Source organism: Acinetobacter sp. 226-1 (assembly GCF_030329325.1).
GTDB lineage: Bacteria > Pseudomonadota > Gammaproteobacteria > Pseudomonadales > Moraxellaceae > Acinetobacter > Acinetobacter sichuanensis.
Genome location: NZ_JACANU010000001.1, coordinates 271,125 through 283,408, shown reverse-complemented (window position 1 = coordinate 283,408; position 12,284 = coordinate 271,125). Strand labels below are relative to the sequence as shown.

Below are 12,284 nucleotides of genomic sequence, written 5' to 3'. Positions count from 1 at the left end.
TCTCATCATCAAACACAACTTCTATCTGATATATGTACTTTTTTTAGAGCGTTTTTCGATTTCATATCAAAGCTTAGATTTTGAAATCACTGAGTATATTAACCACTCTTTAGCACCTTTTTGGCGTGGTTCAACAAGTAAAATTGATTGGGAACTCTACTCGACTGCACCTGTTCAAAAAATAGAATTTCCGTTCTTTACCCCAATTGACGCTCAAATCACGCAACAACTTATAGAACAAGCCAATTTTCGTGTACTACAACACTCACAGATCATTTTATATTTTTCAGGTATGAGTTCATGCCTATTACTCGAAAGTAGTGAATTTCAAAATACTATTTTCTATTTTATGGATGAATTCTGTTATTTAGACACCTTCTTTATATTTTCAGCACAATCTATTTTAGAGCACCAGAAAATAAGTGATTTTTTAGAAATTCAACTATTTCAATACTTTTGTGGGCATATATAAATTTTTCAACATTTAGACTGATCTGGCATCATCCAAAATCATATTCTAGCTAAAGTCATAAATGCACAAAATGAAGTCTATTCACCAGTAACTTCTGCCATTTATGCATCATTTCTAGCAACCATGATCAAAAATCATGCACCATTTATCGAAGTTTTAATTGATACTTCCATTTTTATAAAACATAAAATGTGATATTCAATATTGTTTAAAAAATTATTCATTATTTTTCAACAACTTAGATTAATAACCATATTGCAAAAACGCACTATTATGGTGCATAAAATCCGACTTGGTGCAACGCTTTGCTTTATATCGAGTCTTGCCTTGTCTTCTCGATTTTTGATCAATTTTTCCCTTATCTTCGCCTCTTCACGACTCAAAATAGCTCGTTATACTTGAACCAAACTGTGACATATAGCACCAAATAAGTACCCTATGCAAAATATCGACCTTCTATTTCTTCTTCTCGGTGCAATTCTTGTACTTGCAATGCATGCAGGATTTGCTTTTTTAGAACTTGGCACGGTTCGCCATAAAAATCAGGTGAATGCGCTCAGTAAAATTTTGACTGATTTCTCTATTTCCGCAATCGCCTATTTTTTTGTAGGTTATTATATTGCTTATGGTCAGCATTTTTTCCATTCAGGTGCACAACTTTCTGCTGAGCATGGCTATAATCTCATGCGCTGTTTCTTTTTACTGACTTTTGCTGCTGCAATTCCTGCCATTATTTCAGGTGGAATCGCTGAACGCGCCAAAATGCGAACACAAGCCATTGCAACATTATTTTTAGTGGCTTTGGTTTATCCTTTTTTTGAAGGAATTGCTTGGAATGGTAATTTTGGATTACAAGAATGGCTAAAAAATACATTTGGTGCATCTTTTCATGACTTTGCAGGTTCTGTGGTCGTACATGCTGTAGGTGGTTGGATGGCATTAGCTGCTGTCATTTTATTGGGTGCTCGTCATGGTCGTTATAAGAAAGATGGTCGTGTCAGTGCACATCCACCTTCTTCTATTCCTTTTTTAGCACTTGGCTCTTGGATTTTAATCGTAGGCTGGTTTGGCTTTAATGTCATGAGCGCACAACGTTTAGATGCAATTTCAGGTTTAGTTGCCATCAACTCACTCATGGCAATGGTTGGCGGCACGATTTCTGCTAACTTTTTTGGTAAGGAAGACCCTGGGTTTTTACATAACGGTCCATTAGCAGGTTTAGTTGCAATTTGTGCAGGTTCAGATATTGTGCATCCTATCGGCGCATTGTTGATTGGTATGTGTGCAGGATTCTTTTTTGTCAAACTCTTTACTTATACACAAAATAAACTAAAAGTTGACGACGTACTTGGTGTATGGCCATTACATGGTGTATGTGGTGCTTTTGGTGGCATCGCTGTGGGCTTATTTGGGCAAAAATGGTTAGGTGGTTTAGGTGGCGTTGCAATGATGTCACAAATTTTAGGCACTATTTTTGCGATTATTATTGCTTTAGCTGGCGCATTTACTGTCTATGGTGTTTTAAAAGTTACAATGGGCATTCGCCTCAGCCAAGAAGATGAGTTTCGTGGTGCAGACCTTTCCATTCACAAAATTTCAGCAAACTCTGAAGATGCTATTTTCTAGCAATGACTTTCTATATTTAACAGCAACAATGATGTTGCTGTTTTTATTTATAAATAATCTAAAACCTGTTGTAATGAATCAATGCGATGAGGAATATGCTCAACATCTTGATGAAAACCATTTAACAATATTGCATTCAAACCCGCACCAGTTGCACCTGCATAATCATTGATAGGATGATCACCAATATATAAACTTTGTGCTGGCTGAACCTGTAAACGCTGACAAGTTTGCAAAAAAATTTCAGGTTTAGGCTTACTCACGCCAACCAATTCAGAACTGATAATTTCATCAAAATAATGACTAAATGCTAAACCTTCTAAAATTTTTAAACGTGTTGCATGACCGCCATTAGAAATCACAGCCAATTTATACTGTTGCCCTTGTAAATATTGCAATAATTCTACTGCACCTTGCATGGCAACTGCTGCTAAACCAAACTGTTGAAACCAATAATGTGTTAATTCTTCAAGAGGAGGTGTTTTTGACCAAAGTAATTCTTGAGTGAGTGCATAACCAACGGATGCGGCAATACTCGGATGAGTTAAAAACTCTTTTTTAGGATATCCTCCCTGATCAATCCGTCGAATAATATTTATAGTTTGCTCTAATAAGCTTACTGATGAAGTTACCTGCTCGACTAAACAAGAAGAATAATATTGTAAAAAATTTTGGGCATAACGCACTATGCTTTGATCTCTATGCGTTAAAGTATTATCTAAGTCAAAAATTACCGCTTGAATATTCATAATCATTCATCAAAATAAAACAGCATTTTCTATTCAAAATGCACAGATAGATTAATCCTCATTTAAGTTTAAACTGTTTAAATGATCAACTATATTTCCATCTATCTTTTACATTTAATTCGATATGCTTCTATCAAAATTTAATAAAATAGCATTAACCTATATATTTATTAGCCTAATCACTTTTGCAATATTATGGTTCTTTTTTCCTATTGGTGGTGCAATAGATCAATATCTTATTCATCCTTGGATGGATCAATCTGGACATTTTTTGTATCGTGATAATTACTATTTAGTACAATGGAACCATAAGTATTTAAAATATCTACTCATTATTGTTTATGTGAGTTTTCTATCTTTATGGCTTGCCTCTTTTAAATTAGAAAAACTAAAACCTTCTCGCTGGCTTTATGGTTATATGTTTTGGGTGAGTTTATTTTCAATGGCTGTGATTGGTCTATTAAAATCACAATCTCGCCATGCATGCCCATGGAATATGATTCAAACGACAAGCTCTGGATTTAATTGGGATTTTTCTGCAACACAAGGACATTGCTTTCCGGGGGGACATGCTTGTTCAGGTTTTGCCTTAATGACAGGGTATTTCGTTTATCGTTTGGCTTCAGCTCGACGTGCTTATATTTTTCTTGGTTTAGGGCTCATTTTAGGTTTTGTGATGGGTTGGGGACAAATGATGCGAGGTGCACATTTTCTCAGCCATAACCTTTGGACTGCTTGGGTTATTTTTGCGATCAATGCATTCTTATATCTTATTTTCTATAAAAAATTTAAAGCAGCATAATTTAATGATTACTAGGAAAAACCACCATTCTTTTAAATATCAGTAATTTGAAAAATATTATGATTAATTACCCTTATACTCAAAAGTTAGATCAAACGTCATGATAGGTAAAAAGGTTCAGTTTGAGCCCTTTTACCTCATCTCATAGAAAAATATCACTATCAAATTGTAAATACAAAATTGATCAATTTTTCATTACTTTTCAATCAACTGTGTAGGTAACTTTACTAAAACCTCAAGCCCACCCAACTCTTCACTGCGTAAAAGCTGTAACTCACCATGTAAATGCTGTACTGCTTTATCTACAATTGATAGACCCAAACCACTTCCAACTTCTAAGTGATGATGCACACGATAGAAACGTTTCAGCACTTTGTCATATAAGTCAGCGTCTATGCCTGCTCCACTGTCTTCTATCTTGATCCATGCAAAGCCATGTAGATCTTCAAAAACTGAGATGTTAATAATACCTGTATTAGGCGTATATTTAATTGCGTTATCAATTAAGTTAAAAATAATCGAATGAACACTTTGTTCAATACTATACATTTGCACAGTATCATTTCTTAAAAAACCTAAATCAATGTCCTTTTGCATGGCTAAGTTAACCAATTGCTCAACACAATTTAATGCCACATCATTTAACTGAAAATGAGTTGCGATGCGTTCATGTCTTAAAGATGAATCTTGTTTTGCAAGTGCTAAAAGTTGTGTAACTAAGTGCTGCATGCGGGCTAAACCTTTACTTAAATTTAATAAGTTAGGGTCTTCAGGAAACTGACTCATTAAAATTTTAGTTTGTAAATTTAAAGCTGTTATTGGTGTCCTGAGTTCGTGTGCCGCATCTGCTACAAATTGACGCTGTTCTTGTTGCGATAACGAAATTCGTTCAAATAAATGATTCATTTCATTGATCGTAGGGATTAATTCTTGAGGATAATCATTATTTTGAATAGAAGATAAAGAGTTCGGATCACGTCGTGATAATTCAGACTTAAACGTATCCAAAGGTCTTAAACTTCGGCGAATAATTAAAATCAAACCCAATAAAGCCAGTGGCATAATCACTAAGTAGGGCAAAAACATCGTCCCTGCTAATTCAAAAGCGAGGTGTTCTCTGACTTTAAATTGTTGGCTAATTTGAATCTGATATTGTTCAGTAGGCAGCACATAAGCGATCCATGTACCATGTTCAGTTTCTTGGGTATAAAATCCTGCTTTAGTTTTAGGTTCAATCAGATAATGATTTTCATGGGTTAAATCTTTACGTTCAGAATATGCCCAAACATCAACAAATAAGTCTTCTTCATGATAACGTTTTTGATGACTAAATTGACTTTCTAAAGGACGAACATTTTTCTCCAAACGTTCAGCCAAATACACCATTTGTGCATCTAAAATTTCAGTCGTTTCATGTAAAGAAATTTTATATGCAGTGAAAATAAGCACGCATCCTAAGATGACACTAAATAAAGAAACATAAGCGATTAAACGCTTTCGAAGGGAATAGTGCTGATTTTCTTTCATATACTAAGCTACGCTTTGCCCTAGTCGATATCCCAAACCACGAATTGTACGAATAAAATCTTTACCTAATTTTGAACGAATGTGATGTACATAAACTTCTATGGTATTACTATTAATTTCACTATCTAAAGCATATAACTTATCTTCTAAATTGGCTTTGGAAAATATTTTGTTTGGATGAGTCATCAATGGAATAAGAATTGCCCATTCACGTTTAGAAAGCTCTACAGCTTCGCCTTTGAATATGGCTAGATGCTGTTCCACATCTAAAACAAGATCACCATTTTTAAGAATTTCAGCATTTGCCTGTAAAGACTTAGTTTGGTTTGCACGTCTTAATAAGGCTTGAATACGTGCAATTAACTCGTCAAATTCGTACGGTTTAATCAGATAATCATCTGCTCCTTGGTTTAAACCATCCACACGATTTTGTAACTGATCACGCGCTGAAATAATTAATACAGGTGTTGTTACACGTTGACGGATTTGTTTTAGCACCTGCATGCCATCCATCAGAGGCAAACCCAAATCAAGTAAAATCAAATCAAATTGTTGCTGAGTTAACTGTTTGATGCCATCTAAACCGTTATTGACCCATTCCACTTCATATTGATGAAAACGCAACAATGTCAGCGTTGATTCAGCAATCATAAAATCATCTTCTATCATTAAGATTTTGGTCATGTTTGATTTCCTTTAGCTACGTACAGCGCATTGACTGAGCATATTGTTCTTTTGGTTAATCACTTGGGTTTTCACATCTAACAAACTTAAAACACTTGGAAATAAATTATCCTGACTTAGAGATTTATTTTTTTGTGCCGCTAAACACTCAATTTGTTGAGCATGAGATTTTTTCCAATCATCTGAAAACCAAAGAATCATAGGTACATGTGTTTGCTGTGTTGGTGCAATTGTATAGGGCGCGCCATGTAAATACATTCCATGTTCACCTGTCGACTCACCATGATCAGAGAGATACCAAAAACCAGTACGATATTGTGTTTGGATTTTCAATAATTCAATCACTTGATTCAATACATCATCAGTATACACAATCGTATTATCATAACTGTTCAATAATTCCTCACGTGTACATCCTTGAATCGCATTTGTATCACAAGTAGGCTTAAATTTTTGATATTGCGCTGATGCTCGTTTGTAATACGCAGGACCATGACTACCCATTTGATGCAATACAATTAAACGTGGTGTTTTATCATCTTTTGGAATTTCAGATAAATATTGTTTTAAACTATCAACCAAAATACCATCTAAACATTCCTCATCTTTACACCATTTTTGTTTTAAGTTTTCAGGAATTTTGTACTGCTCTACACGATTACATGTGCCCTTACACCCTGAATTATTATCAATCCACGTTACTTTATAACCCGCACGTTGCGCGATATCTAACATGCCTTCACGATGACTTGCCAATTGCTCATCATATTCTGTTCTTGGCATACCAGAGAACATACATGGGACAGAAACTGCTGTCGCTGTGCCACATGAGCTCACTTGGCTATAGTTTAAAATTCCTGTCTGTTTTGACAAATTTGGATTGGTATTTTTAGCATAACCATTTAAAGAAAAACTTTCAGCACGTGCCGTTTCACCCACAACTAACACCATAAGTTTAGGATGGCGTTGTGTTGAAGTATCTTCAACTAAATGAGCATCTTCACCATAATGAATCAAAGGTAAATTTTGTTTAGGTGCTCTTTTATGAAAATAAGAGCTGGTTGCAGCAAAGACATTTTGCGGAGAAATCATACCTTTTAAATCACGATGCTCACGGAAAATGGCTGCAAAATCGACATAATAAATAAACAAAAAGCAACCAATTACGGCGATAGATGCAAAAGTACTCGCCACTTTTTTTAAGATAACTTTAGACCATGATTCTGTACCGATCTGTATCCACAACACAAAAGCAATTGGCAAAACAACAAAAGCAAAAACCCATAATATAAAACGTAATGAGATCAAATCACGAACCTCTGCAGGATCCGTTTGCATCATATTTTGGACTTGATCAGGTGAAATCACCACGCCTAAAGAATTCACAAAATATGCACTAAATCCACCTACAAAAAGCAACACTATCGTGATGACTTTCTGCGTCCATTTCCATGCAAAAATTTGTAAAATTAAGTTATATAAAGCAACTAAAATACAGGCTGTTGCTGCTAAAAAAACATAAGATTTAAAGCCTTGATAAGGCGTTAACCGATGAATTTGTTGATAAAATGCAAAATTTAAACATACACCCAGCCACACAGCCATTAATAAACTAAATACTGTAAGAGAAACTGTTCTTTTTTTATCTGTAATTTTCTGAATAAAGCCTAACATCTCGGTCTGATCAACTCATAAAAGATGCTTTACTTTAAAAAATGAACCTTAAGAATCACTTAATTTAAACTGAATTGGCTTTAAGAAAACACTTTAATACCATGAAAAAAATCAATTTTTCTATATACCATTTTATTACATTGGTTTAATTTTCATCTTTTCTTGGGCTAAAAAAATACGATACCATAATATTAATGGTATAAAACTAACCAAACCGATCACCAAAATTACCACTAAATAATGGAAATAACCTAAAGCATCACCCAAAATACCACTTAGGCTATATAACAACCCACTCACCAATGCCATGATTGATACTTGAAATGTAAAGTCAGTCCCTGCATGGCTTTTACGACTATATTGCATTACTAAAGTTAAAACAACGACCAAGAGCATTGCAGAAAACATGTCTTCTAAGGCATTGATCAAATAAATCAAATGCGTATTGATCTGCTGCTGATATTCAAATTGATATGCCAAAGCGACATAACCGAAAAGACTCAATAACTTTAAAAGTGAAAAAATAATTAAAGCCTGACCACGAGAAAAATAGTGTAAAAATATACTCGCTATAGCAGCACCACCTAACGCAGCTACAGCACCAAGCATAGTGATATAAATACCTATTTGTGCATAAGATAGCCCCAAGTCAACCAATAAAGGTTTCGTTATGGGTCCCATTAAGCCATCTGTAATTTTTATACTGCAAAGCACAATCAACCAATACAACATCATTTTACTTTGAACAAAATAATGCAAATATACTTTTAGTTTGGGTAATACATCATGCGGAATGAGCTTGTCATTTTTGCTGGTTTTTTCAAAATTGACCTGATGAATAGGCTCTTTATAAAATAAAATAGGAAAAATATTCAGTAATACAATACCTGCCAAAACCCAAAATGTCGTTTGCCATGTCAAACGATCAAGTGCCCATAAAATTGCCCCACCACCAACAATAAAACCCAGTCGAGAACCTACAACCTGAAACATATTACCCCAGTGTTGTTGCTCTCCTTTTAAAATATTGACTGCCAAAGCATCTGTTGCAATATCTTGTGTGGCACCAATGCCATTCATGAATAACAAAGCAATAAAGAACCCAAACAAATACATTGGCTGATTGAGTGCTTGAATGGGTAAAAAAGACAAAATGATTAAGATCATCACAGTCAAAAGCTGGCTAGGTACAATCCAACTTCGATAATGCCCCCAAGCTGATCCCCCAAAACGGTCAACCCAAGGTGCCCATAAAACTTTGATTGCCCAAGGTGCCATCAATAAACCAAAGCCACCGATATGTGCTAATGACACGCCTTGCGCACGTAAAATCACAGGCAGTGCATGCGTCATAAAACCCACAGGTAAACCTTGTGCCCAATACAAAGAAAAGAGCAAAACATATAAATGTGATGCTTTTGCTATATTAAGATTGACCTTTTCATACACCTGAGCTGCGCTCCAACACGCTTATATTGACCAATTATTACAATTTATCCATGTAATCTTTTACTTGAAAGTTTAATATTTACAAATAGTTTTAGCTTGATGTAAAAACAATGACATTACATTTTCCAGAACTACCCGATCAAGTTCCCCAACGAGGAACTAAAAAAAGTAGAGCTTTATTTAGAAAACTATATCTTGCACAAGGTTGGCGCTTTGAGGGCGAATTTCCAAATTTACCTAAAGCGGTTGCGATTGTGTCACCACATACCTCAAACTTTGATGGTTTATATGCTTTTTTAGCCATGCTTGGCATTGGCTTGCGTGTCACTATTTTTGGAAAAGATAGCTTATTTAAGCCCCCTTTTGACCGTATTTTTAAATGGATTGGTGTCATTCCTGTACAACGTGACTCGCCGCATGGTCTCACTGAGCAAATCATCAAGGTGATACAACATACTGAAAAAATTTGGATAGCAATAGCACCTGAAGGCACACGTAACAAAGCTGAAAAAATAAAAAGTGGTTTTTACCACATCGCAGTAGGTGCGCACATTCCAATTGTGATGTTTGCTTTAGATTATGACCATAAAGTGATTCGTTGTTTAGGTGTATTACACCCAAGCGGAGATTATGAAGCCGATTTAGCATGTATTTTTCAGTATTATGAAGGTAATTTTTCACCTAAAAACCCTGAGCGTCTGGCAAAACCGTTACAAAAACTGTTTAAAAAGCGCTAGAAAATAACGGCGTAATCTGTTCAGATGATGCCCATATTTTGCCTCATTGATGAATAGACAAGTACCATGCAAGTGAAACATTTCGGTCTGATTGGTTTAATGGGTTTAGCCCTTGTTGGTTGTGATAAAACGACACAAACACCACCCAAAACCTCTACAACAATTCAAGCACGTGAACCTATCATTGCCCTTGCACTTGGCGGCGGTGGTGCTAAAGGTTTTGCGCATATTGGTGTGATTAAAGTGCTCGAATCACATGGAATTAAACCTAAAATTGTGACAGGTACAAGTGCAGGTAGCTTTGTCGGTAGTATTTATGCAAGCGGTAAAACACCTTATCAAATGCAACAAATTGCTCAACAACTTAAAGAGTCAGATCTTCGTGATTTAACCTTAAACAGACAAGGGATTGTATTAGGTGAAAAACTCCAAAACTATGTCAACAGTAACGTGAGTAATAAACCAATTGAAAAATTTCCAATCCGCTTTGCTGCGGTTGCAACACGTTTAGATAACGGCAAAAAAGCTGAGTTTATTAAAGGTAATGCAGGTCAAGCAGTACGTGCCTCTTGTAGTATTCCTAATGTTTTTGTACCTACGACCATTGGTAAAACTCAATATGTAGATGGTGGCTTAGTCAGCCCTATTCCTGTGCAAACAGCCAAAAATATGGGGGCTGATATCGTCATTGCTGTTGATATTTCCGCACGCCCTTCAGGCAGCCAACCGATCAATATGTGGGGTTTACTCGACCAAACCATCAATATTATGGGGCAACAAAGTATTAACTCTGAACTTTCACAAGCCAACATTGTGATTCAACCTAAAGTTGGGCATTTGGGTACTTTAGATTTAAAAGCTAGTAATCAAGCCATTTTAGAAGGTGAAAAAGCAGCACAATTGAAGATCACTGCTATTCAAGCTGCGATTAACAATTTCAAAAAATCTCCAGCAGCCTTTAAACCTGCACCCAAAGCAGCAATTTAATTTTGCTCAAGCTGAAAATTTGATGTAATACATCTACTCAAATAAACTGATTTTTTAATACTCAATCTAGTTTTGATCTGTTACATTGATATAGATGATCCGTCATCTATATCAATGATCACAATTCGAGTAGATGTATGAATTTTATTATAGAACCTTGGCACTGGTTAGTGTTGGGCGTTTTGCTCATGATTGCTGAGCTCATTTTACCTTCTTTTGCTGCTCTGTTATTTGGTATTGCAGCTATGCTTGTTGCCGTATTTTCTTGGCTTTTTCCATCCTTATCTTTTTCAACCCAAGTCATTCTTTGGATTATTTTTTCAATCACATGCACCGTACTTTGGTTTAAATTCATTAAACCGCTCTCCATTGATAAAACTAAAGCGGGTTTACCGCGTGAAGCCACAATTGGTCAAGTTGGCATGGTGATTCAAATCAACTTAGCACATGATCAAGTCAAAGTTCGTTTTCCTATGCCTGTTTTAGGTGCTGATGAATGGAACTGTCGAACACTTTCTCCTGTTGCTGTAGGTGATCGGGTTCGTGTCATTGATATTTTGGGTAATGATTTAGTCATTCAGCCCCATCAAAGCACATCATCTTTATAATGATTTTTAAAAATGAGGAATAAAAAATGTCAGTTGCTTCAATTATTGTATTAGCACTCTTAGTTTTTGTTGGTGTCACTATTTTTAAAGGTGTACGTATTGTTCCGCAAGGTTATAAATGGATTGTGCAGCGTTTAGGAAAATATGATAGTACTTTAAGTCCTGGGCTCAATTTTATCATTCCTTATGTGGATGAAGTTGCTTATAAAATTACCACCAAAGATATAGTCTTAGATATTCCCTCCCAAGAAGTGATTACACGTGACAATGCTGTACTTTTAATGAATGCTGTCGCCTATATTAATATTACCACTCCCGAAAAAGCAGTTTATGGTATTGAGAATTATACATGGGCGATTCAAAACCTTGTACAAACCTCTCTACGTTCTATCGTGGGAGAAATGGATTTAGATGATGCATTATCTTCACGTGACCATATTAAAGCAAAACTAAAAGCAGCGATTTCAGATGACATTTCCGACTGGGGTATTACCCTAAAAACTGTTGAAATCCAAGATATTCAGCCTTCACCAACCATGCAGTCAGCAATGGAAGCACAAGCCGCAGCCGAACGCCAACGTCGTGCTACAGTGACCAAAGCAGATGGTGAAAAACAAGCTGCTATTTTAGAAGCAGATGGTCGCTTAGAAGCGTCTCGTCGTGATGCAGAAGCCCAAGTGGTCTTAGCTGAAGCATCACAAAAAGCCATCGAAATGGTGACCAGTGCAGTTGGAGATAAAGAAATTCCTGTCGCATATTTATTGGGTGAACAATATGTGAAAGCCATGCAAGACATGGCAAAATCTAACAATGCCAAAACTGTTGTCTTGCCTGCTGATATCCTAAATACGATTCGTGGCGTTATGGGTCGAAATCAATAATTTATATAATTTTCAAATAAATAGGTCATTTTTAAATGACCTATTTTTATTTTGCACAATAAATAGTCAGCAAAAATTGTGAATTTAT

The 12,284-nt window shown here is 35.7% G+C and carries 11 protein-coding genes; 6 read left to right on the top strand and 5 right to left on the bottom strand.

Annotated features, from left to right (window positions below):
- Positions 1-910: 910 nt before the first annotated feature.
- The gene (locus HX124_RS01340; protein WP_286376236.1) at positions 911-2,098 is read left to right on the top strand and encodes an ammonium transporter; all 1,188 of its coding nucleotides are present in this window, start codon (positions 911-913) and stop codon (positions 2,096-2,098) included.
- Between the two features lie 47 nt (positions 2,099-2,145).
- Here HX124_RS01340 and HX124_RS01335 read toward each other — a convergent pair whose 3' ends face one another.
- Positions 2,146-2,847 (bottom strand): HAD family hydrolase, encoded by a 702-nt coding sequence (locus HX124_RS01335; RefSeq protein ID WP_286381712.1) that lies wholly within the window; start codon positions 2,845-2,847, stop codon positions 2,146-2,148.
- Between the two features lie 124 nt (positions 2,848-2,971).
- Here HX124_RS01335 and HX124_RS01330 point away from each other — a divergent pair, with 124 nt between their 5' ends.
- Positions 2,972-3,649: a phosphatase PAP2 family protein gene (locus tag HX124_RS01330; RefSeq protein WP_107007490.1), complete on the top strand. Its 678-nt coding sequence runs from the start codon at positions 2,972-2,974 to the stop codon at positions 3,647-3,649.
- 195 nt (positions 3,650-3,844) lie between these two features.
- Here HX124_RS01330 and HX124_RS01325 read toward each other — a convergent pair whose 3' ends face one another.
- From HX124_RS01325 to HX124_RS01310, 4 genes are all read right to left on the bottom strand, one after another.
- The gene (locus tag HX124_RS01325) at positions 3,845-5,176 is read right to left on the bottom strand and encodes an ATP-binding protein (RefSeq protein ID WP_107007489.1); all 1,332 of its coding nucleotides are present in this window, start codon (positions 5,174-5,176) and stop codon (positions 3,845-3,847) included.
- Positions 5,177-5,179: 3 nt separating this feature from the next.
- Positions 5,180-5,860 (bottom strand): response regulator transcription factor, encoded by a 681-nt coding sequence (locus HX124_RS01320; RefSeq protein ID WP_107007488.1) that lies wholly within the window; start codon positions 5,858-5,860, stop codon positions 5,180-5,182.
- Between the two features lie 12 nt (positions 5,861-5,872).
- Positions 5,873-7,534 carry a phosphoethanolamine transferase gene (locus HX124_RS01315; protein ID WP_286381711.1) on the bottom strand — a complete coding sequence of 554 codons (1,662 nt, stop codon included), beginning with the start codon at positions 7,532-7,534 and terminating at the stop codon, positions 5,873-5,875.
- Between the two features lie 135 nt (positions 7,535-7,669).
- A complete protein-coding gene (locus HX124_RS01310; protein WP_286381945.1) occupies positions 7,670-8,959 on the bottom strand; it encodes an MFS transporter in 1,290 nt (429 codons plus the stop codon).
- Positions 8,960-9,093: 134 nt separating this feature from the next.
- Here HX124_RS01310 and HX124_RS01305 point away from each other — a divergent pair, with 134 nt between their 5' ends.
- The 4 genes from HX124_RS01305 (at position 9,094) to HX124_RS01290 (ending at position 12,196) form a co-directional block, all read left to right on the top strand.
- Positions 9,094-9,720 (top strand): lysophospholipid acyltransferase family protein, encoded by a 627-nt coding sequence (locus HX124_RS01305; protein WP_286376242.1) that lies wholly within the window; start codon positions 9,094-9,096, stop codon positions 9,718-9,720.
- A gap of 66 nt (positions 9,721-9,786) precedes the next feature.
- On the top strand, positions 9,787-10,707 hold the full coding sequence (locus tag HX124_RS01300) for a patatin-like phospholipase family protein (protein WP_107007485.1): 921 nt from the start codon (positions 9,787-9,789) through the stop codon (positions 10,705-10,707).
- Positions 10,708-10,844: 137 nt separating this feature from the next.
- On the top strand, positions 10,845-11,315 hold the full coding sequence (locus HX124_RS01295) for an NfeD family protein (protein ID WP_107007484.1): 471 nt from the start codon (positions 10,845-10,847) through the stop codon (positions 11,313-11,315).
- Positions 11,316-11,341: 26 nt separating this feature from the next.
- On the top strand, positions 11,342-12,196 hold the full coding sequence (locus HX124_RS01290) for an SPFH domain-containing protein (RefSeq protein ID WP_286381710.1): 855 nt from the start codon (positions 11,342-11,344) through the stop codon (positions 12,194-12,196).
- Positions 12,197-12,284 lie beyond the last annotated feature (88 nt).

Bases quoted from the DNA above. Each gene is read 5' to 3' on its own strand.
- HX124_RS01340 (WP_286376236.1), top strand. From the start codon at position 911: ATGCAAAATATCGACCTTCTATTTCTTCTTCTCGGTGCAATTCTTGTA.
- HX124_RS01335 (WP_286381712.1), bottom strand. From the start codon at position 2,847: ATGAATATTCAAGCGGTAATTTTTGACTTAGATAATACTTTAACGCAT.
- HX124_RS01330 (WP_107007490.1), top strand. From the start codon at position 2,972: ATGCTTCTATCAAAATTTAATAAAATAGCATTAACCTATATATTTATT.
- HX124_RS01325 (WP_107007489.1), bottom strand. From the start codon at position 5,176: ATGAAAGAAAATCAGCACTATTCCCTTCGAAAGCGTTTAATCGCTTAT.
- HX124_RS01320 (WP_107007488.1), bottom strand. From the start codon at position 5,860: ATGACCAAAATCTTAATGATAGAAGATGATTTTATGATTGCTGAATCA.
- HX124_RS01315 (WP_286381711.1), bottom strand. From the start codon at position 7,534: ATGTTAGGCTTTATTCAGAAAATTACAGATAAAAAAAGAACAGTTTCT.
- HX124_RS01305 (WP_286376242.1), top strand. From the start codon at position 9,094: ATGACATTACATTTTCCAGAACTACCCGATCAAGTTCCCCAACGAGGA.
- HX124_RS01300 (WP_107007485.1), top strand. From the start codon at position 9,787: ATGCAAGTGAAACATTTCGGTCTGATTGGTTTAATGGGTTTAGCCCTT.
- HX124_RS01295 (WP_107007484.1), top strand. From the start codon at position 10,845: ATGAATTTTATTATAGAACCTTGGCACTGGTTAGTGTTGGGCGTTTTG.
- HX124_RS01290 (WP_286381710.1), top strand. From the start codon at position 11,342: ATGTCAGTTGCTTCAATTATTGTATTAGCACTCTTAGTTTTTGTTGGT.